The organism is Pseudomonas sp. PvP025 (assembly GCF_017832155.1).
GTDB lineage: Bacteria > Pseudomonadota > Gammaproteobacteria > Pseudomonadales > Pseudomonadaceae > Aquipseudomonas.
The window spans coordinates 2,732,989-2,753,841 of record NZ_JAFIBJ010000001.1 but is presented as its reverse complement, the minus strand read 5'-3'; the positions used below and the strand labels follow the sequence as shown (position 1 = coordinate 2,753,841).

18 protein-coding genes and 1 pseudogene are annotated in these 20,853 nt (G+C 60.3%); 13 read left to right on the top strand and 6 right to left on the bottom strand.

The window, feature by feature from the left end; genetic code table 11:
• The first annotated feature begins 474 nt into the window (after positions 1–474).
• The 7 genes from JOE32_RS11600 (at position 475) to JOE32_RS11570 (ending at position 8,504) form a co-directional block, all read left to right on the top strand.
• Positions 475–1,734, top strand: a complete 1,260-nt coding sequence (locus JOE32_RS11600; protein WP_209984134.1) for an AGE family epimerase/isomerase — start codon at positions 475–477, stop codon at positions 1,732–1,734.
• A gap of 104 nt (positions 1,735–1,838) precedes the next feature.
• Positions 1,839–3,125: an ABC transporter substrate-binding protein gene (locus tag JOE32_RS11595; protein WP_209984132.1), complete on the top strand. Its 1,287-nt coding sequence runs from the start codon at positions 1,839–1,841 to the stop codon at positions 3,123–3,125.
• Positions 3,126–3,215: 90 nt separating this feature from the next.
• Positions 3,216–4,124, top strand: coding sequence for a sugar ABC transporter permease (locus JOE32_RS11590; protein WP_209984129.1), 909 nt, complete (start codon positions 3,216–3,218; stop codon positions 4,122–4,124).
• Positions 4,117–4,962: a carbohydrate ABC transporter permease gene (locus JOE32_RS11585; RefSeq protein ID WP_057007126.1), complete on the top strand. Its 846-nt coding sequence runs from the start codon at positions 4,117–4,119 to the stop codon at positions 4,960–4,962. Before JOE32_RS11590 ends, JOE32_RS11585 begins: the two co-directional genes overlap by 8 nt.
• A 2-nt stretch (positions 4,963–4,964) precedes the next feature.
• Positions 4,965–6,125 carry an ABC transporter ATP-binding protein gene (locus tag JOE32_RS11580; protein WP_209984126.1) on the top strand — a complete coding sequence of 387 codons (1,161 nt, stop codon included), beginning with the start codon at positions 4,965–4,967 and terminating at the stop codon, positions 6,123–6,125.
• Positions 6,126–6,212: 87 nt separating this feature from the next.
• Positions 6,213–7,559 (top strand): carbohydrate porin, encoded by a 1,347-nt coding sequence (locus tag JOE32_RS11575; RefSeq protein WP_003237795.1) that lies wholly within the window; start codon positions 6,213–6,215, stop codon positions 7,557–7,559.
• 99 nt (positions 7,560–7,658) lie between these two features.
• Positions 7,659–8,504, top strand: coding sequence for a D-hexose-6-phosphate mutarotase (locus tag JOE32_RS11570; protein WP_209984124.1), 846 nt, complete (start codon positions 7,659–7,661; stop codon positions 8,502–8,504).
• 120 nt (positions 8,505–8,624) lie between these two features.
• On the opposite strand, the gene JOE32_RS11565 is transcribed toward JOE32_RS11570, so the two are convergent.
• The gene (locus tag JOE32_RS11565; protein WP_172832156.1) at positions 8,625–9,485 is read right to left on the bottom strand and encodes a MurR/RpiR family transcriptional regulator; all 861 of its coding nucleotides are present in this window, start codon (positions 9,483–9,485) and stop codon (positions 8,625–8,627) included.
• 220 nt (positions 9,486–9,705) lie between these two features.
• Here JOE32_RS11565 and zwf point away from each other — a divergent pair, with 220 nt between their 5' ends.
• Genes zwf through JOE32_RS11550 form a run of 3 tightly spaced genes read left to right on the top strand, consistent with a single transcriptional unit; the run spans position 9,706 to position 12,555 of the window.
• Positions 9,706–11,172 carry a glucose-6-phosphate dehydrogenase gene (zwf, locus tag JOE32_RS11560; protein ID WP_209984120.1) on the top strand — a complete coding sequence of 489 codons (1,467 nt, stop codon included), beginning with the start codon at positions 9,706–9,708 and terminating at the stop codon, positions 11,170–11,172.
• Positions 11,159–11,872: a 6-phosphogluconolactonase gene (gene pgl / locus JOE32_RS11555; protein ID WP_209984118.1), complete on the top strand. Its 714-nt coding sequence runs from the start codon at positions 11,159–11,161 to the stop codon at positions 11,870–11,872. The genes zwf and pgl overlap by 14 nt, the downstream gene beginning before the upstream one ends.
• Positions 11,873–11,889: 17 nt before the next feature.
• A complete protein-coding gene (locus JOE32_RS11550) occupies positions 11,890–12,555 on the top strand; it encodes a bifunctional 4-hydroxy-2-oxoglutarate aldolase/2-dehydro-3-deoxy-phosphogluconate aldolase (protein ID WP_057007119.1) in 666 nt (221 codons plus the stop codon).
• A gap of 155 nt (positions 12,556–12,710) precedes the next feature.
• Here the strand turns inward: JOE32_RS11550 and JOE32_RS11545 are convergent, their stop codons facing one another.
• Together JOE32_RS11545 and JOE32_RS11540 are read right to left on the bottom strand one after the other, a co-directional pair.
• Entirely contained in the window at positions 12,711–13,886 is a 1,176-nt protein-coding gene (locus JOE32_RS11545; protein ID WP_209984115.1) for an aminotransferase class V-fold PLP-dependent enzyme, read from the bottom strand.
• 10 nt (positions 13,887–13,896) lie between these two features.
• Positions 13,897–14,134, bottom strand: a pseudogene (locus JOE32_RS11540) (DUF3820 family protein).
• Between the two features lie 208 nt (positions 14,135–14,342).
• On the opposite strand from JOE32_RS11540, the gene JOE32_RS11535 reads away from it, so the two are divergent.
• A complete protein-coding gene (locus JOE32_RS11535; RefSeq protein WP_209984112.1) occupies positions 14,343–14,810 on the top strand; it encodes a PA2169 family four-helix-bundle protein in 468 nt (155 codons plus the stop codon).
• 74 nt (positions 14,811–14,884) lie between these two features.
• Here the strand turns inward: JOE32_RS11535 and JOE32_RS11530 are convergent, their stop codons facing one another.
• Both JOE32_RS11530 and JOE32_RS11525 read right to left on the bottom strand, forming a co-directional pair.
• Entirely contained in the window at positions 14,885–15,355 is a 471-nt protein-coding gene (locus JOE32_RS11530) for a MaoC family dehydratase (RefSeq protein ID WP_057007116.1), read from the bottom strand.
• A 53-nt stretch (positions 15,356–15,408) separates the two neighbouring features.
• Positions 15,409–16,353: an alpha/beta hydrolase gene (locus tag JOE32_RS11525; protein ID WP_209984110.1), complete on the bottom strand. Its 945-nt coding sequence runs from the start codon at positions 16,351–16,353 to the stop codon at positions 15,409–15,411.
• A 191-nt stretch (positions 16,354–16,544) separates the two neighbouring features.
• Here JOE32_RS11525 and fadD2 point away from each other — a divergent pair, with 191 nt between their 5' ends.
• Positions 16,545–18,233, top strand: a complete 1,689-nt coding sequence (gene fadD2 / locus JOE32_RS11520) for a long-chain-fatty-acid--CoA ligase FadD2 (RefSeq protein WP_209984107.1) — start codon at positions 16,545–16,547, stop codon at positions 18,231–18,233.
• Positions 18,234–18,624: 391 nt separating this feature from the next.
• Positions 18,625–20,316, top strand: coding sequence for a long-chain-fatty-acid--CoA ligase FadD1 (gene fadD1, locus JOE32_RS11515; protein WP_209984104.1), 1,692 nt, complete (start codon positions 18,625–18,627; stop codon positions 20,314–20,316).
• Positions 20,317–20,366: 50 nt separating this feature from the next.
• Here the strand turns inward: fadD1 and JOE32_RS11510 are convergent, their stop codons facing one another.
• Positions 20,367–20,744, bottom strand: a complete 378-nt coding sequence (locus JOE32_RS11510; protein ID WP_057007112.1) for a hypothetical protein — start codon at positions 20,742–20,744, stop codon at positions 20,367–20,369.
• Positions 20,745–20,853: the final 109 nt, after the last annotated feature.

Below are 20,853 nucleotides of genomic sequence, written 5' to 3'. Positions count from 1 at the left end.
ATTAGGGCTTGCCCCGCGTTGGGCTGCGTAGCAGCCCCCAAATCAAAAAAACGTGATGTACATATCCGTTTCTGCGGTAACGACGACTTGGGGTTCCGCTCTTACAGCGAGTCACTTTTTGAAGAGCGCAAAAAGTAACCAAAAACGCTTCGCCCCAATACTCGGCACCTCGCCCAGGTTCGGCCAGCGTGTTTGACGGGGCGCCTCAGATCAAGATCAAGATCAAGAGCGCGGCGGCTTGAGAGCCGACCAAGTGGCACCGACGCTCTCACATGAATGGGCTTGCCTGAAACTTCAGGCTTAAAATCAAAAAATTATTTGTGGTTGATCAGCGCAGGCTTGCTCCCTCCCTGGATTGCGGTCAAATTCAAGAGTGTCACCAGTCTGTGACATTTACCTTCCGCTTCGTTACTTGCCCCTTTTGCGCCCTTGTTTAGACTCCGGTCATCCCACAAAAAATAATAAGGGCCACCCATGACCACGCAACCACTGCCTGCCAGCAGTTGGCTGAACGCTCCTGCCCATCACGCCTGGCTTGCCGCCGAAGGCCAGCGCCTGCTGTCATTCGCCAAGGCCTCACGCCTGCCTGACGGTTTTGGCAACCTCGACGACAAAGGTCAACTGCCGGCCGACGCCCGCGCTGAAACCATGAACACTGCCCGCATGACCCACAGCTTCGCCATGGCCCATGCCATGGGGTTGCCCGGCTATGCCGAGCGGGTGGCACACGGTGTCGCAGCCTTGAGCGGCCCGTTGCGCGACGGCGAGCACGGTGGCTGGTTCGCCGCGGCCAATGCCTGCGATGGCAATACCGGCAAGGCCGCCTACCTGCATGCGTTCGTTGCCCTGGCGGCCAGCTCGGCCACGGTGGTCGGTGCACCCGGCGCGCAGAACCTGCTCAACGACGCGATCCACATCATCGATCAGTTCTTCTGGAGCGAAGAGGAGGGCGTGATGCTCGAGTCCTTCGCCCGAGACTGGAGCGGCGTCGAGGCTTATCGGGGCGCCAACAGCAATATGCACGCCACCGAAGCCTTCCTCGCCCTGGCCGATGTCACCGGCGACACCCGCTGGCTGGACCGCGCGTTGCGCATCGTCGAACGGCTGATCCACACCTTCGCGGCCGGCAAGCAGTTCATGGTGATCGAGCATTTTGACGCGCACTGGAAACCGCTGCCTGCGTATAACGAAGACAACCCCGCCGACGGCTTTCGTCCCTACGGCATCACGCCTGGCCATGGGTTCGAGTGGGCACGGCTGCTGTTGCACCTCGAGGCCGCGCGCCTGCAAGCCGGGTTGGCCACGCCTGACTGGCTGCTGAGCGACGCCAAAGGCCTGTTCGCCAGCGCCTGCGAATACGCCTGGGCCGTGGATGGGGCGCCGGGCATTGTCTACACGCTGGACTGGAACCATCGCCCGGTGGTGCGCGAGCGCCTGCACTGGACCCATGCCGAAGCCAGCGCCGCTGCCCAGGCCTTGCTCAAGCGTACCGGGGAGCTGCATTACGAAATTTGGTATAGACGCCTCTGGGAGTTCTGCGAAACTCAGTTCATCGACCGCGTCCACGGCAGCTGGCACCACGAACTCAGCCCGCATAACCAGCCCGGCAGCAGGATCTGGGGCGGTAAACCGGACCTGTACCATGCCTGGCAGGCGGTGGTGCTGCCTGCACTGCCGTTGTGGCCGAGCATGACGACCGCTCTGGGCGCCGGGCGCTATGTCACCAAGTGGTGACATTTGTGCATCCCTTTGTTACCTGCACTTGAAAAATCCATGTTTAAACTCCGTGCAGCGCAAGCTCTAGACTTGCATGCATAACAACAAGAAAAGGTATTGTGATGAACGCGATTAATCGCCTCGCTCTAGCTGTTTCCGTTGCCTCTTTGTTTCCCCTCAGTGTATTTGCCGCCGACTCCAAAGGTACGGTTGAAGTCGTGCATTGGTGGACCTCGGGCGGTGAAAAGGCGGCTGTGGATGTCTTGAAGGCCCAAGTCGAGAAAGACGGCTTCACCTGGAAAGACGGTGCCGTCGCAGGTGGCGGTGGCGCCACTGCCATGACCGTGCTGAAAAGCCGCGCGGTGGCCGGCAACCCACCAGGCGTTGCCCAGATCAAAGGTCCCGACATTCAGGAATGGGCGTCCACTGGCTTGCTCGACACCGACGTCCTCAAGGACGTGGCCAAGGAAGAGAAGTGGGATTCCCTGCTCGACAAAAAAGTCTCCGATACCGTGAAGTACGACGGTGACTACGTGGCCGTTCCGGTGAACATTCACCGCGTGAACTGGCTGTGGATCAACCCGGAAGTCTTCAAGAAAGCCGGCATCACCAAAAACCCGACCACCCTCGAAGAATTCTACGCAGCCGGCGACAAGCTCAAAGCTGCGGGCTTCATTCCGCTCGCCCATGGTGGCCAGCCTTGGCAGGACAGCACCGTATTCGAAGCCGTGGTCCTGTCGGTGATGGGCCCGGAGGGCTATAAAAAGGCTCTGGTTGACCTCGATAACGCGGCGCTGACCGGTCCGGAAATGATCAAGTCGCTCACCGAGTTGAAGAAAGTCGCGACCTATATGGACGTCGACGGCAAAGGCCAGGACTGGAACCTCGAAGCAGGCAAGGTCATCAACGGCAAGGCCGGCATGCAGATCATGGGTGACTGGGCCAAGTCCGAATGGACCGCCGCCAAGAAAGTCGCCGGCAAGGACTATGAGTGCGTAGCCTTCCCGGGCACCGACAAGGCCTTCACCTACAACATCGACTCCCTGGCCGTGTTCAAGCAGAAAGACAAAGGCACTGCGGCCGGTCAGCAGGACATCGCCAAAGTCGTGCTGGGTGAAAACTTCCAGAAAGTGTTCAGCATCAACAAGGGTTCAATCCCTGTGCGCACCGACATGCTCACTCAAATGGACAAGCTGGGCTTCGACGCCTGCGCCCAGACCGCTGCCAAGGACTTCCTGGCAGACGCCAAGTCCGGCGGCCTGCAGCCAAGCATGGCGCACAACATGGCCACTACCCTGGCGGTGCAAGGTGCGTTCTTTGACGTCGTGACCAACTACATCAACGACCCGAAAGCCGACCCGGCCGACACTGCCAAGAAGCTTGGTGCTGCGATCAAGTCGGCCAAGTAACGCTTGGCTGCTGGTCCTTGTGAGGGGAAACCCCCTGACCCCTCACAAGGCTTGTTTGTGTAGTCCCTTTTTCCTGTACTGGATTTTCCCATGAGTTCTGTTGCTGTGTTCAGCAAGGCCTCGCCGTTCGATGCACTGCAGCGCTGGCTACCCAAACTGGTGCTGGCGCCGAGCATGTTCATCGTTCTGGTGGGCTTCTATGGCTACATCCTGTGGACGTTTGTACTGTCGTTCACGACCTCTACGTTCCTGCCCAACTACAAGTGGGCGGGTCTTGCGCAGTACGAGCGGTTGTTCGACAACGATCGCTGGTGGGTCGCAAGCAAGAACCTGGCGCTGTTTGGCGGCATGTTCATCGGTATCACCCTGGTAATCGGCGTGACCCTGGCGATCTTCCTCGACCAGAAAATCCGCCGCGAAGGGTTCATCCGCACTATTTATCTGTACCCGATGGCGCTCTCGATGATCGTCACCGGTACCGCCTGGAAATGGCTGCTCAACCCCGGCATGGGCCTGGACAAACTGCTGCGTGACTGGGGCTGGGAAGGCTTCCGTCTGGACTGGCTGATCGACCCGGACCGCGTCGTCTATTGCCTGGTGATCGCCGCCGTATGGCAAGCCTCGGGCTTTATCATGGCGATGTTCCTCGCCGGGCTGCGGGGTGTCGACCAATCGATCGTGCGCGCCGCGCAGATCGACGGCGCCAGCCTGCCGCGCATCTACTGGAGCGTGGTGCTGCCCAGCCTGCGTCCGGTGTTTTTCAGTGCCGTGATGATCCTCGCGCACATCGCGATCAAGAGCTTCGACCTGGTCGCGGCCATGACCGCCGGTGGCCCGGGCTATTCGTCCGACCTGCCCGCGATGTTCATGTATTCGTTCACCTTCAGCCGTGGCCAGATGGGCATGGGCTCGGCCAGTGCGATCCTGATGCTCGGTGCGATCCTCGCGATCATCGTGCCTTACCTCTACTCCGAGCTGAGGACCAAGCGTAATGACTAGTCTCGCTAACAAACCGGCGATCAGCCTGAGCCGCATCGCGATCTACGCGGTGCTGATCCTCGCCGTATTGCTGTACCTGGTGCCGCTGGTGGTGATGCTGCTGACCAGCTTCAAGACCCCGGAAGACATCAGCACCGGCAACCTGCTGAGCTGGCCCACCGTGGTCACCGGCATCGGCTGGGTCAAGGCCTGGGCCACGGTGGATGGCTACTTCTGGAACTCACTGAAAATCACGGTTCCGGCCGTTCTGATCTCCACGGCGATTGGTGCATTGAACGGCTATGTGCTGTCGTTCTGGCGTTTTCGGGGTTCGCAACTGTTCTTCGGCTTGCTGCTGTTCGGCTGCTTCCTGCCGTTCCAGACTGTGCTGCTGCCGGCCTCGTTCACCCTCGGCAAGATGGGCCTGGCCAGCACCACCACGGGCCTGGTGTTCGTGCATGTGGTCTACGGCCTGGCGTTCACCACGCTGTTCTTCCGTAACTACTACGTGAGCATTCCGGACGCGCTGATCAAGGCGGCCCGCCTGGACGGTGCAGGGTTCTTCACCATCTTCCGTCAGATCATTCTGCCGATGTCGACGCCGATCATCATGGTCTGCCTGATCTGGCAGTTCACCCAGATCTGGAACGACTTCCTGTTCGGCGTGGTGTTCTCCAGCGGCGACTCCCAGCCCATCACGGTGGCGCTGAACAACCTGGTCAACACCAGCACCGGGGCCAAGGAATATAACGTGGATATGGCGGCGGCGATGATCGCCGGGCTGCCGACCCTGCTGGTCTATGTGATCGCAGGCAAGTATTTCGTGCGCGGCCTCACGGCCGGCGCGGTCAAGGGGTAATCATGGCTACGCTTGAACTTCGCAATGTAAACAAGACCTATGGCGCCGGCCTGCCCGACACCTTGAAGAACATCGAACTGTCGATCAAGGAAGGTGAATTCCTGATTCTGGTCGGCCCTTCCGGGTGCGGTAAGTCGACCCTGATGAACTGCATCGCCGGCCTGGAGACCATTACTGGCGGCGCGATCATGATCGGTGATCAGGACGTCAGCGGCATGAGCCCCAAGGACCGTGACATCGCCATGGTGTTTCAGTCCTACGCGCTGTACCCGACCATGAGCGTGCGCGAGAACATCGAGTTCGGCCTCAAGATCCGCAAGATGCCTCAGGCCGATATCGACGCCGAAGTGGCGCGCGTGGCCAAGCTGCTGCAGATCGAACACCTGCTCAACCGCAAGCCGGGCCAGCTCTCCGGCGGCCAGCAACAACGTGTGGCCATGGGCCGTGCGTTGGCGCGTCGGCCGAAGATCTACCTGTTCGATGAACCGCTGTCCAACCTCGATGCCAAGCTGCGCGTCGAGATGCGCACCGAAATGAAGCTGATGCACCAGCGCCTGAAAACCACCACCGTCTACGTCACCCACGACCAGATCGAAGCGATGACCCTGGGCGACAAAGTGGCGGTGATGAAGGACGGCATCATTCAGCAGTTCGGCACGCCCAAAGAGATCTACAACAACCCGGCCAACCAGTTCGTGGCGAGTTTCATCGGTTCGCCGCCGATGAACTTCGTGCCGCTGCGCCTGCAGCGCAAGGACGGTCGTCTGGTGGCGCTGCTCGACAGCGGCCAGGCCCGTTGCGAGCTGGCGCTGAACATGAGCGATGCCGGCCTTGAAGACCGCGACGTAATCCTGGGCCTGCGCCCGGAGCAGATCATGCTGGCGGCGGGCGAGGGCAACAGCGCTTCGAGCATTCGCGCCGAAGTCCAGGTGACCGAGCCGACCGGCCCGGACACTCTGGTGTTCGTGCAGCTCAATGACACCAAGGTCTGCTGTCGCCTGGCACCGGACGTGGCACCGCAGGTGGGCGAGACCCTGACCCTGCAGTTCGATCCGGCCAAGGTATTGCTGTTCGATGCCAAAACCGGCGAGCGCCTGGGCACGTCAGCTGCATTGCCTTCATCGGGACAAGCCGATAATGTGGCCCAGTTCAAAAGCCGTTGAATCAGTTAACTGGTTGTTTTAGCTGAAAAAAATGTAAACCGCGTTAGATAAAAACAGTTTAATAACAATAAAGACGAGGATGTAGGGATGAAAAAGCAACACAACAACACTCGACTGCTCTGCCAACTGTCCGCAGCAGCAGCCCTGGTATTGTCCGCCAATGCGATGGCGGCCGATGCATTCAGTGCCGATTCCAAGTGGATGACCGGCGATTGGGGTGGCGAGCGTACCAAGCTGATCGAGCAAGGTATCGACATCAAGGCCGACTACGTGGGCGAGATGGGCTACAACGCCCACGGCGGCTTTAACGATGACAAGACCGGTCGCTACTCCGACCAGTTCGGTCTGGGCGTGGCACTGGACCTGCAAAAGCTGTGGGGCTGGGATAACACCCAGGCCAAGATCCAGCTGACCAACCGTAATGGCCAGAACATCTCCAACGACCGCATTGGCGACCCGCGTGCCGGCACGCTGAGTTCGTCCATGGAAGTCTACGGCCGTGGCCACATGGTGCGTCTGACCCAGTTCTGGATCCAGCACCAGATGTTCGACAACAAGCTGGACGTGAAACTCGGTTACTTCGGCGAAGGCGAAGATTTCAACACCTTCCCGTGCGACTTCCAGAACCTGTCGTTCTGCGGCTCGCAAGTGGGTAACTACGTGAACACCTGGTACAACTGGCCAGTCAGCCAGGCGGCCATCCGCGTGAAGTACAACATCACGCCTGAGCTGTATGCGCAGATCGGCGCCTACAACCAGAACCCGTCGCAGCTGGAGCACGGCAACGGCTTCAAACTCAGCGGCAGCGGCACCAAGGGCACCGTGATTCCGGTGGAATTGGTCTGGTCGCCGAAGGTCAACAACCTGCCGGGCGAATACCGTGTGGGCTATTACAAGAGCGCGGCCGATGCAGCCGACGTTCGTGAAGACGTGAACGGCAACGACGCGGGCACCACCGGCGCGGCCTTCCGTACCCACAGCAGCAAAAAGGGCTACTGGTTCGTTGCGCAACAGCAACTCACCACCCACAACGGCGACGCCTCCCGTGGTCTGAACATCGCGGCCAACGCCACGTTCCACGACAAGGAAACCAACCTGGTCGACAACTACCAGTCGATCATGCTGGTGTACAAGGGCCCATTCGATGCGCGTCCAAAAGACGACATCGGTATCGGCGCTGCGCGTCTGCACGTCAACGACGATGTGCGCAAGAACGCTGAACTGGTCAACGCCTCCAATGGTTTCACCGACTACGACCAGGCAGGCTTCGCGCCACTGCGTTCTACCGAGTACAACTACGAAATCAACTACGGCTTCCACGTTACCAACTGGCTGACCGTGCGTCCCAACCTGCAATACGTCACCCACCCAGGTGGCGTGGATAAAGTCGACAACGCGGTAGTCGCCGGCCTGAAAATTCAGTCGGTGTTCTAACCCTGCTGCGATAAGCTCCTCTCTCTGTGCGCATTTTGCGGGTAGCCATGGCTATCCGCTTTTTTTTGCGCAGCACTGTGAAATTCAGGACCGTGGCACATGCATGAGCATCCGCTGCAACGCTTTTTCAAATCCCTGCGCGAACGTCCGGTGTTCGCCTGGGAGCGCTTTCAGATGCGCGATGTGTTGGTGATCGACCATCCGCTGTGCCAGGCAGTGTTCAGTCGTCAGGGCGCGCAATTGCTGCATTTTCAACCTGCCGGGCAAAAGCCCTGGCTGTGGTGCGCGGCCAAGTGGCCGCAGGTCGGCGCCATCCGTGGCGGCGTGCCGGTGTGCTGGCCGTGGTATGGCCGGCATCCGAGTGAAAACGCGTGGCCGTCCCATGGCTGGGCGCGGCTGATCGACTGGAAACTGCTCGACAGCAGCACCGCAGAAGATGGCGTGCGCCTGCATTGGCAATTGCAGCTGTGCGACTGGCAGGTCGACCTGCACGCCCACTTGGGCGATACCCTGGAGCTGCGCCTGAGCACCGAGCATCAGGACGAGCTGCCATGCCAGCTGAGCCACGCGTTGCACGCTTACTGGCGTATTGGTCACGTTGATGAGGTAGCGCTGTCTGGCCTGGATGGCGCGCAAGGGTATGACCAGCTCAATCGCCAGGTTTGCCAGCAGGAAGGCGAGCTGCGGGTGGACGGCGGCTGTCAGAGGGTGTTCCAGCACGAAGGTGAATTGCAGCTCAAGGATCACGCCTGGCAGCGCGAGCTGTGCATCGACACGGGGGAGAGCGCCGACACCGTGGTGTGGCATCCCGGCAGCCGGCCGCTGCTGGGCGTCAGTTTTAACGAGGCGTCAGGGTTTGTGTGCGTGGAGTCGGCGATGGCGGCGGCCTGCCTGGCGCCGGGGGAGCGGGCGCATTTGAGTTTGCAGGCCAGGGCAGGGGTCTAGTGGTGTGGCTGATGGCCTCATCGGGAGCAAGCCCCCTCCCACACTTTGATTTGTGAATACCTCAAATGTGGGAGGGGGCTTGCCCCCGATGAGGCCAGTAACGCCAACACAAATGCTGACTTAGTTGAACTCATCCCCCACCGGATACCGACTGTCATTCAAGCTCTCTTTGATCTTGCGCAGATGCGGCTGGAAATCCACCCCGCGCCTTAACGTCATGCCGGTCGCCAGCACATCCAGTACCGTCAGCTGGATGATCCGCGACGTCATCGGCATGTAGATGTCCGTGTCTTCCGGCAACGGGATGTTCAGGCTCACCGTACTGGCCTTGGCCAGCGGCGAGTTCTCGGCGGTCACCCCCAGCACCGAGGCGCCGTTTCCGCGGGCGATGCGCGCCACTTCCACCAGCTCACGGGTACGCCCGGTGTAGGAAATAATCACGAACAGCTCGCCGGTATGCGCCACCGACGCGATCATGCGCTGCATCAGCACGTCGGCGTGGGCAGTGACCGCAAGGTTGAAGCGAAAAAACTTGTGCAGCGCATCCATGGCCACCGGTGCCGAAGCGCCCAGGCCAAAGAAGTGGATCTGCCGCGCCTGAATCAGCAAATCCACCGCCTTGCTGATCAGGGCCGGGTCCAGGGCCTGGCAGGCGCTGTCCAGGGAGGCAATGGCGCTGCCAAAGATCTTCTGCGTGTAGGCCTCGGGGTTATCATCGGCTTCCACCGCGCGGCTGACATAGGCCGCGCCGCTGGCCAGACTTTGCGCCAGCTGCAATTTAAGTTCAGGGTAACCACTGACGCCGAACGACCGGCAGAAGCGGTTGACCGTCGGTTCACTGACCGAAGCGGCCTGGGCAAGGGCGGCGATGGAGAAGCGGGTCGCCTGCTGCGGGTTGAGCAGGATGACCTCGGCGACTTTTTTCTCGGCCTTGTTCAATTCTTCGAGGCGGTTCCGGATCTGTTCCAGAAGATTTCGCACGCGGTCCATTCAGTCTTTCCTTCGGGCGACGATGCAAATAAAAAGGCGGTAACCAATCGATGAGTGGCTTTTCGCGGTGGCCTATCCTACTGAGGGTAGCTGAACACCACCACTCGGAATGCGTAATTCTGGAAAATGTTGTGGTTATTACTACATTTTTCCTTGAGTGATACCTTGAAAAAAGGTATTTGTAGCTTAACTTGATAAAAGAACAAACATCATGCCTTCGATAACCGTAGAACCCTGCACCTTTGCCCTATTTGGCGCCTTGGGTGATCTGGCGCTTCGCAAGTTATTTCCTGCCCTCTATCACCTCGATGGCGCCGATCTGCTGCACGACGACACGCGCATCCTGGCCCTGGCCCGTGAAGCCGGTTCCGAGCAGCAGCACTTGGCCCATATCGAAACAGAACTGCGCAAGTACGTCGGCAAGGCGCTGGATGAGAACGTGGCCCAGCGTTTCCTGGCGCGCCTGACCTACCTGCATGTCGACTTCATGAAGGCCGACGACTACGTCGCCCTCGCCGAGAAAGTTGGCAGCGAGCAACGTCTGATCGCCTACTTCGCCACCCCGGCGGCGGTGTATGGCGCGATCTGCGAGAACCTGTCCAAGGTCGGCCTGGCGGACAACACCCGCGTGGTGCTGGAAAAACCCATCGGCTCGGACCTGGAATCCTCGCGCAAGGTCAACGATGCCGTGGCGCAGTTTTTCCCGGAGAACCGCACCTACCGCATCGACCACTACCTGGGCAAAGAGACCGTCCAGAACCTGATCGCCCTGCGGTTTGCCAACAGCCTGTTTGAAACCCAGTGGAACCAGAACTACATCTCCCACGTGGAAATCACCGTGGCCGAGCAGGTCGGCATCGAAGGGCGCTGGGGGTATTTCGACAAGGCCGGCCAGCTGCGCGACATGATCCAGAATCACCTGCTGCAGCTGCTGTGCCTGATCGCCATGGACCCGCCGGCCGACCTGTCCGCCGACAGCATCCGCGACGAGAAGGTCAAGGTGCTCAAGGCCCTGGCGCCGATCAGCCCGGAAGGCCTGACCACCCAGGTGGTGCGCGGCCAGTACATCGCCGGCTACAGCGCCGGCAAGCCGGTGCCGGGTTACCTGGAAGAAGAAAATTCCAACACCCAGAGCGACACCGAAACCTTCGTCGCGCTGCGTGCCGATATCCGCAACTGGCGCTGGGCCGGGGTGCCGTTCTACCTGCGCACCGGCAAGCGCATGCCGCAAAAACTGTCGCAGATCGTCATCCACTTCAAGGAACCGTCCCACTATATATTCGCCCCCGAGCAGCGCCTGCAGATCAGCAACAAGCTGATCATCCGCCTGCAGCCGGACGAAGGCATTTCCTTGCGCGTGATGACCAAGGAGCAGGGCCTGGACAAGGGCATGCAACTGCGCAGCGGCCCGCTGCAACTGAATTTTTCCGATACCTATCGCAGCGCACGGATTCCCGATGCCTACGAGCGGTTGCTACTGGAAGTGATGAACGGCAATCAGAACCTGTTTGTCCGTAAAGATGAAATCGAAGCCGCGTGGACGTGGTGTGACCAGTTGATCGCCGGGTGGAAAAAATCCGGTGATGCGCCCAAGCCGTACGCGGCGGGTTCCTGGGGGCCGATGAGCTCGATTGCACTGATCACGCGGGATGGGAGGTCGTGGTATGGCGATATCTGAATTGAAACTGCCTCAGGGCGTAACGGCCCATGAGTACCGCACGCCTGCGCTGCTGGCGGACGGCCTGGCCAATGATGTGGCCGAACAACTGCGCACGGCCATCAGCGCGCGTGGCGAGGCCACTCTGGTGGTGTCCGGCGGCCGCAGCCCCGTGGCGTTTTTCCAGCAGTTGGCCAAGCAGGGCCTGGACTGGTCCAGGGTCACCATCACCCTGGCGGACGAGCGCTGGGTGCCGGTGGAGCATGCCGACAGCAATGCCGGCCTGCTCAAGCAGCACTTGCTGCAGGGCCCGGCCGCCAAGGCGAAGTTCCTGAGCCTCTACAGCGCTGCGGCCAACCTTGAAGACGCGGCCGAGCAGGCCGATCACCTGCTGGCCGAATTACCTGGCATTGATGTGCTGGTGCTGGGCATGGGCGATGACGGCCACACCGCCTCGCTGTTCCCCGACAGCCCGAACCTTGGCGATGCGCTGGCGCCGGACGGTACCCGCCGTTGCTGGCCAATGCTGGCGCCGACCGTGCCCCATCAGCGCCTGACCATGAGTCGCGCGCTGTTGGCCACGGCCAGGTACACCGTGCTGTCGATTTCCGGCAGCGCCAAATTGACCACCTTGAGCGCCGCGCTGGCCAGTGACGATGTTGCTGCCATGCCGATTCGCGCGTTTTTGCAACCTACCTTAGAGATTTACTGGTGCCCATGAGCCAAGGATCAGCCGCTATGAAAAGCCCTCAACCGACCGTTTCCATGGCGGACAAAGTTGCCCTGATCGACAGCCTCTGCGCCAGGGCGCGGATCCTGCCGGTGATCACCATCGCCCGCGAACAGGACATCCTGCCGCTGGCCGATGCGCTGGCAGCCGGTGGTTTGACCGCGCTGGAAGTGACCCTGCGTTCCGAGTTCGGTCTCAAGGCCATTCAGGTGCTGCGCGAGCAGCGCCCTGAACTGTGCACCGGTGCCGGCACTGTGCTTGACCGCCAGATGCTCGACGCCGCCGAGGTGGCCGGTTCGCAATTCATCGTCACTCCGGGCATTACACGCGACCTGCTGGAAGCCTCGGTGCACAGCCCGATCCCGCTGCTGCCGGGCATCAGCAATGCGTCCGGCATCATGGAAGGCTATGCCCTGGGTTATCGCCGTTTCAAGCTGTTCCCGGCTGAAGTCAGCGGCGGCGTGGCGGCAATCAAGGCGCTGGGCGGCCCGTTTGGCGAAGTGAAGTTCTGCCCTACCGGCGGCGTGGGCCCGGCCAATATCAAGAGCTACATGGCGTTGAAGAACGTGATGTGCGTGGGCGGTAGCTGGATGCTTGACCCGGAGTGGATCAGGAACGGCGACTGGGCACGTATTCAAGAAGTCACTGCGCAAGCGCTGGCCCTGCTGGACTGATCGGATGTAAAGAATCGTTGTTGCTGTGCTTAACGGCATTTTTGCGGCGCACTTGGTCGGTGTGCCGCTTTTTTTTGCCTGTAAAAAACCTCAAAGTCACACATGCCTGATGTGGACGAGGGCTAGTGTGGGAGGGAGCAAGTCCCTCCCACCTGTCAATCGATGGCCAGTTGAGTGATTGCGTTGATCAGGACATTGATGTCCTCAGCGCAGGTCACCACCCCTGGCGTCACCCGAATACACGTGCCAAATGCCGGCCCCGTGCGGGTCGTGGTAAACAGGCCGTGCTCCTTGAGCAGACGGTCCACCATCACCTGTTGGTCCCGCCCACTGAACTTGAATGCGGTAATCGCGCAATACAGTCTGGGGTCATCCGGCGTGAGTACTTCAATCCCGGGCAGCGACCGCACCTGACTCACCCACATGTCCCTCAGGTAATTGAGCCGCGCACCCTTGGCCGCCGCGCCACCCAGGCTGCGATGTTCTTCCAGCACCCATGGCAACGTCATCAACGCAGGGAAGTTTGGTGTGCTATAGGGCGTGCGTGCGCGCACGTCGGTGGCGGGGTAGTGGCACTCGCCCATGTCCGGGTCGATATCGGCCAGGCGCTCGGGGGCGATGTAGAGGAAACCCAGGGTCAGCGGCGCGCCGATCCACTTGTGCAGGTTGAAGCCGGCAAAGCTGATTCCCAGTTCGGCGAGATTGAAGTCGATCTGGCCCAGCGCGTGGGCGCCGTCGAGTATCACATCCACGCCGTGTGCTTGCGCGGCCCTGGCGATGGTTTCGACCGGCATCACCAGGCCGGTACGGTGGGTGACATGGGTCAGTGCCATCAGCTTCAGGCGCGGATACTGCACAAATGCCTCGCGATAGGTGTGCACCAGGCTGTCGAAACTGGCCGGATGAAGGTGGGCGATTTCGATCACCTCCACACCTCGATAGCCCGCCAGCCAGCGCATCGACCCCTTGACCGTGTCGTACTCCAGATCGCTGATCAGCACCTGATCGCCCGGTTGCAGGCGGTTGTAATTGCGGATCAGCGACTGCAGGGCTTCGGTGGCGTTGCGGGTGAACGCTATCGCCTGCGGATCGGCGTTGATCAAGCCGGCCAGTTGGCAGCGGATGGCGTCATTGTCACCGCGCTCGAAGCGCTGGCGCACATGCAGCGAATTACTGCGGTTGATGAACGCTACGTGTTCCAGATACTGCGCCTGCACTGCGCGGCTCATGCGCCCGAAGTAGCCGTTCTCCAGGTTGATCGGGCCTGGCTCCTGCTCATAGCGCTGGGCGATAGTGCGCCAGTGCTGCTCGTTGTTTGCATTCCCTGGCATGGCGAAACTCCTAATGGCGAGGGGCGGGCTTACCGTGTTTGGCGCGCAGTGGTTCCAGCAGTTCGGCCAGGCCGTTGCTGTCGATTTCCTGCATCAAGGCCAGCAGGCCGCCCAGCTCGCCATGGGGGGAAACCTTCGCGGGCGAACCAATTGAGATAGGGGCCGGGGAGGTCGGCGATGATCCGGCCCTTGTATTTGCCGAAGGGCATCTGGCGGGTGATCAGCAGTTCGAGTTTCTCTGGATTCATGGCGATCTTGGGCGGTTAAGACGATGACAGTGAAAATACAGGCATTCTGCATGAAGGCCAAAGGACAGATCATGCAAATAACATCGGCGCAGATGGTTCAATAATTCATAACTGTTTGATTTTAAATAGGAATATATTTTTCAGAAAGCTGGCACGGACACTGCAATTACTCTTGCATCCTTTTAAACCTGCCATAAGGAATTGAAAAATGACTGACATCAATAAAGAATCCATCTCCGTACTGAACGACCTGATCGAGACCAGCATTGACGGTCAGAAAGGTTTTAAAGAGTGCGCTGAAGACATCAAGCACCCGGAGCTGAAGGCTCTGTTTGCCAAGCGTTCGGCTGATTGCACCAGCGCTGCCGAAGAACTGAAAACCGCCGTGCGTGCTCTGGGTGGCGATCCGGAAGATTCCGGCAGCGTTGCCGGCGCCTTGCACCGTGGCTGGGTCGACGTGAAGTCGATGGTCACCGGTAAAGACGAAGAAGCCGTACTGAACGAAGCCGAGCGCGGTGAAGACCACGCACTGAAGGCTTACAAAGAAGCGATCGAGAAAATCAACAAGCACAACCTGCTGGGCATTCGTGACCTGGTAGAGCGTCAGTACCACGGCGTGCAACGCAACCACGACCAAGTGAAAGCCCTGCGTAACCAGGCTCGCGCTCAGTCGTAAGCACTGCGCTGTAACCCAATGCGGGAGGGGCTTGCCCCCTCCCGCATTTTTTTGCGTTGGATTTGAGTTCGGACTTAGCCAATGCTGATCGGTGGCAACTGGGTCAGCGTCAATTCAAGCTGCTTGCGTGGCGCGATGATCTCCGCTTCGCCATCTACCACCAGTTCGTCGCGCTGGTTGAACACGCGGGTGGCGATGCGCACGCGAAATTTTGGCAGCTTTTCCAGAATTTCCAGGCGCACCGTCAGCGTGTCGCCGATCTTTACCGGCTTCTGAAAGCTCATCTGCTGGCCCACATAGATAGTGCCCGGCCCAGGCAACTCGCAGGCCACGGCGGCACTGATCAGCGCGCCGCTGAACATGCCGTGGGCAATACGCTCCTTGAACATCGTGGTCTTGGCGTATTCGGCGTCCAGGTGCACCGGGTTGTGGTCGCCGGACATGGCGGCGAACAGTTGGATATCGCGCTCTTCGACGGTCTTGCTGTAGCTGGCGGTCTGGCCGACTTCGAGGGCTTCGTAGGGGGTGTTGGTTACCTGGGTCATCTAAAAGTGCATCCTGTGGCTAGTCGGTCATTAATGGGCCGGTTCTGCAAAGTTTATTCGCAGCGCGCCGGCCTGCGCAGGGTCAGGGCCTGGTCGAGCCAGTGCAGTACATCCGCGGTCACTTCATCGCGGTTGGTTTCGTTGAACACTTCATGCCGCGCCTGCGGGTAGACGGTCAATTGCAGGTGCTGGCAGCCGGCCTCACGCAGGGCTTGGGCCAGGCTGTTGAGACGCTTGCCGTCACTCACCGGATCACATTCGCCGCCCACGACCAGAATCGGCAGGCCCGGATCGATCTGCGCGAGGTTGGACGCTTTGCTGATGTGCTGCAAGCCGCCCAGCAGGTCGATCCACAGCTGGTTGGTGCAACGAAAACCACAGAGCGGGTCGTTGATGTAACGGTCGACTTCGACGGGGTCGCGGCTGAGCCAGTCAAATGCTGTACGCGTCGGTTTGAACGCCTTGTTGAATGAGCCGAACGACAGCCAGTCAATCAGCGCACTGCGCCCGCGCAAGCCCTGTCGAGCGTATTCGACACGCGCTATCACCCGGGCGGCGCGATACAGGGCCACCGGCTGGAAATTCGAACCGCTGAGAATTGCCCCATGCAGGCTGGCGCTGTGGTGCAGCAGGTAGGCCTGGGCGATGTAGCTGCCCATGCTGTGACCCAGCAGAACGATCGGCAACCCCGGCTGCTGCTGGCCGATGTGCTGGTGCAGGCTGGCGAGGTCGCCGACCACCGTGTTCCAGCCGTCCTGCTCGGCGTACAGGCCCAGGGTGCCTGACTCGGCGGTACGGCCGTGGCCACGCTGGTCCAGCGCATACACACCGTAGCCGCCGGCGCACAATGCTGCGGCCAGGCGCCCATAGCGCCCGCCGTGTTCGGCCATGCCATGGGACACCATCACCACGGCCCTGGCGGGGCCCTCCGGCAGCCATTGATTGACGTACAGACGGCTTTGGTCAGTCGCGGTCAGCCAGAAGGTGCTGTGGTTCATGGCGCTTTCCTTTGCTCGGGATGGGTGCAGTGTATCGCGCACCAGGTATCTGCCCATGCCTCAGCGGCAAGATTCATACAATCAATGACACGATTTAGCGTATTTGCCTGTTTGGTTATAGCTGCTACCGTCCCCAAAGCTCCGCTTTTTATAGCAGCGGCCGGACACACTCAGGTAAGAGGACAAGAATAATGCAACCTGATTTCTGGAATGACAAACGCGCGCCCGGTGTTCCCAATACCATCGACCTCACCGCCTACACCTCGGTGATCGAAGTGTTCGAGCGCTCCTGCAAGACCTTCGCCGACCGTCCGGCATTCAGCAACATGGGGATTACCCTGACCTACGCCGAACTTGAGCGCCAGAGTGCGGCGTTCGCCGGTTACCTGCAGCAGCACACCGACCTCAAGCCCGGCGAGCGCATCGCGGTGCAGATGCCCAACGTGCTGCATTACCCGATTGCCGTGTTCGGTGCCTTGCGCGCCGGGCTGATCGTGGTCAACACCAACCCGCTGTACACCCCGCGCGAGATGCGCCACCAGTTCAAGGATGCCGGCGTGCGTGCGCTGGTCTACCTCAACCTGTTCGGTTCGCGCGTGCAGGAGGTGTGCGCCGACACAGCCATCGACCACTTGATCGAAGCCCGAATGGGCGACTTCATGCCGGCCGCCAAGGGTTGGCTGGTCAACACCCTGGTCGACAAGGTGAAGAAAATGGTACCGGCCTACCACCTGCCGCGCGCAGCGCCGTTCAAGCGCGCTCTGCGTCTGGGGGCAAGCCTGGACGTGACGCGGCATCCGGTGAGCCTGGACGATATCGCCGTGTTGCAATACACCGGCGGCACCACCGGCCTGGCCAAGGGCGCGATGCTCACCCACCGCAACCTGGTGGCGAACATGCAGCAGGTGCGCGCCTGCATGTCGCAGACCGGTGACGACGGCCTGCCGCTGGTGAAGGAAGGGGAGGAGGTGATGATCGCGCCGCTGCCGCTGTACCACATCTATGCCTTCACCGCGAACTGCATGTGCATGATGGTCTCGGGCAACCACAACGTGCTGATCACCAACCCACGGGACATCGGCGGGTTTATCAAGGAGCTGAAAAAGTGGCGCTTCACCGGGCTGCTGGGGCTCAACACGCTGTTTGTCGCGCTGATGGATCATCCGGAGTTCAAGCAGCTGGATTTCTCTCACCTCAAAACCACCAACTCCGGCGGCACCGCGCTGATCAAGGCCACCGCGGAACGCTGGCAGCAGCTCACCGGCTGCGCGATCGGCGAGGGTTATGGCCTGACCGAAACTTCCCCGGTGGCCAGCGCCAACCCGTACGGCGATAAGTCGCGACTGGGCACCGTGGGCATTCCCGTGCCGGCCACTGCAATGAAGGTGATCAACGACGAAGGTGTCGAGCTGCCGTTGGGCGAGCGTGGCGAGCTGTGCATCAAGGGCCCGCAGGTGATGAAGGGCTATTGGCAGCAACCGGCAGCCACCGCCGAGGCGCTGGACGCCGAAGGCTGGTTCAAGACCGGCGATATTGCCGTGATCGATGAGGACGGCTTCATACGCATTGTCGATCGCAAGAAAGACCTGATCATCGTCTCGGGTTTCAACGTGTACCCCAACGAGATCGAAGACGTGGTGATGGCGCATCCGGCTGTGGCCAATTGCGCAGTGATCGGCGTGCCGGACGAGCGCACGGGGGAGGCGGTGAAGCTGTTCGTGGTGGCGCGTGCCCAGGGCGTGAGCGTTGAAGAGCTGAAGGCGTACTGCAAGGCCAACTTCACCGGCTACAAGGTGCCCAAGCAGATCGTGTTGCGCGACTCGTTGCCGATGACGCCGGTAGGGAAAATCCTGCGACGGGAGCTGCGCGACATCGCCTGAACCTGTAACTGAAATGGTCTAAAAGTGTGGGAGGGGGCTTGCTCCCGATAGCGGTGGGTCAGTCAACATATTGGGTGACTGATATGCCGCTATCGGCAGCAAGCCCCCTCCCGCATTTGCTTTGGAGTGCGCTGGAGGGCTTGTTCCAGAGCGGTTTTCCGGGATATTCAACCTGTGTTTAAAGTGTGACCAAATATTGTAGGACAGTCGTGATTATGACTGCGGGGCCCTCGTTTGGCTCTAGGCGGCCCTTGGCAAAGCTGCTACTCTCGGCGCGCTTTGTGACGTCTGGGCCTGCTTGAAGCGCCGGATTCACCGTACAAAAAACATACACCAATAATAATCGCATCAAATGCGATGATGAATTCGCGTCGCTGAGGAGTGGGCTTCCATGAATGAAGACTTTTGGAAGGATAAGTACCCCGCCGGGATTGCTGCACAGATCAATCCAGACGAGTATCCGAATATTCAGGCGGTATTGAAGCAGTCCTGCCAGCGCTTCGCCAACAAGCCGGCTTTCAGCAACTTGGGCAAGACCCTCACCTACGGTGAGCTGTACGAATTGTCCGGCGCTTTTGCCGCCTATCTGCAACAGCACACCGACCTGCAGCCCGGCGACCGCATCGCGGTGCAACTGCCCAACGTCCTGCAATACCCGGTCGCCGTGTTCGGTGCCATCCGTGCCGGGCTGATCGTGGTCAACACCAACCCGCTGTACACCGCGCGGGAGATGGAACACCAATTCAACGACTCCGGGGCCAAGGCCCTGGTGTGCCTGGCCAACATGGCCCATCTGGCGGAAAAGGTCTTGCCCAAAACCGCCGTCAAGCACGTGATCGTCACCGAAGTGGCCGACCTGCTGCCGCCGCTCAAGCGCCTGCTGATCAACAGTGTCATCAAGTACGTGAAGAAAATGGTCCCGGCCTACCACTTGCCGAAGGCGATCAAGTTCAATGATGTGCTCGCCAGGGGCAATGGCCAGACCGTCAACGAAGTGAGCCCGGCCAGCGATGATGTGGCGGTGCTGCAATACACCGGCGGCACCACCGGCGTGGCCAAGGGCGCGATGCTCACCCACCGCAACCTCGTCGCCAACATGCTGCAGTGCAAGGCGCTGATGGGCTCCAACCTCAATGAGGGTTGCGAGATCCTCATCACGCCGCTGCCGCTTTACCACATCTACGCGTTCACCTTTCATTGCATGGCGATGATGCTGATCGGCAACCACAACATCCTGATCAGCAACCCGCGCGACCTGCCGGCGATGGTCAAGGAATTGTCAAAGTGGAAGTTCAGCGGCTTTGTCGGCCTCAATACCCTGTTTGTGGCGCTGTGCAATAACGAAGGCTTCCGCAAGCTGGACTTCTCGGCGCTCAAGGTCACCCTGTCCGGTGGCATGGCCCTGCAACTGGCGGCTGCCGAGCGCTGGAAGGCCGTGACCGGCTGTGGCATCTGTGAAGGTTATGGCATGACCGAGACCAGCCCGGTGGCCACGGTCAACCCGATTCAGCATATCCAGATCGGCACCATCGGTATTCCGGTGCCGTCCACGGCGTGCAAGGTCATCGCCGACGACGGCACCGAACTGGCGCTGGGCGAGACCGGCGAGCTGTGCGTCAAAGGCCCGCAAGTGATGAAGGGCTACTGGCAGCGCGAAGACGCCACCGCCGAGATGCTCGACAGCGAAGGCTGGTTGAAGACCGGTGACATCGCGATCATCCAGCCCGACGGCTACCTGCGCATTGTCGACCGCAAGAAGGACATGATTCTGGTGTCCGGCTTCAACGTTTACCCCAACGAGCTGGAAGACGTGCTGGCCGGCCTGCCGGGCGTATTGCAGTGCGCCGCCATCGGCGTGCCGGACGAAAAATCCGGGGAGATCATCAAGCTGTTCATCGTGGTCAAGCCCGGTGCAACCCTGACCAAGGACCAGGTGATGGAACACATGCGCGCCAACGTCACCGCCTACAAGGTGCCCAAGGCGGTGGAGTTCCGCGATGTGTTGCCGACCACCAATGTGGGCAAGATTCTACGGCGCGAGTTGCGCGATGAAGAACTGAAGAAGCTGGGCCTGAAAAAGTAACCCAATAAAAAACCCCGCCAATGCGGGGTTTTTTATGGCCTGCACATTTTTTACAGGGCGAACTGCGCAAAGCTGATTCCTGCACCCGCCGGGCGCACATCCTTGAGGTATGAATCCTTGTCCGCGCTCAACTCCAGGGTGATCTCCGGCTTGCGCTTGCCTGCATTGCGCACCACCAGCCCTTCCAGGTTCTCGCGCAGGAACAGCGTGGGCACCTTCAGGTGCAGCAACTGGTCGGTCTCGGCGTTATGCATCAACAGGTGGATCCACTCGTACTGGCCCACGCCAATGCGCACCAGCGGCAGGTCGAACCACCAGATGTTGCGTTTGCGGTCCAGGTCGGTGAAGTGGCAGTTGTTGACGCCGAGTACGGCGCCGCCCAATGCCTGGTTTCTGCGGGCGATGGCCTGTGTCTTATCGAGTTTCATAACCTTCCTACGGGATCTGTTATTCAGCGTTTCAGCCTGAATCTGCCGGGCATTCTCGTGGGTTGGCTGCAAAACATAAAGCCAAACCTTTATGGAGCGATCAAATGCC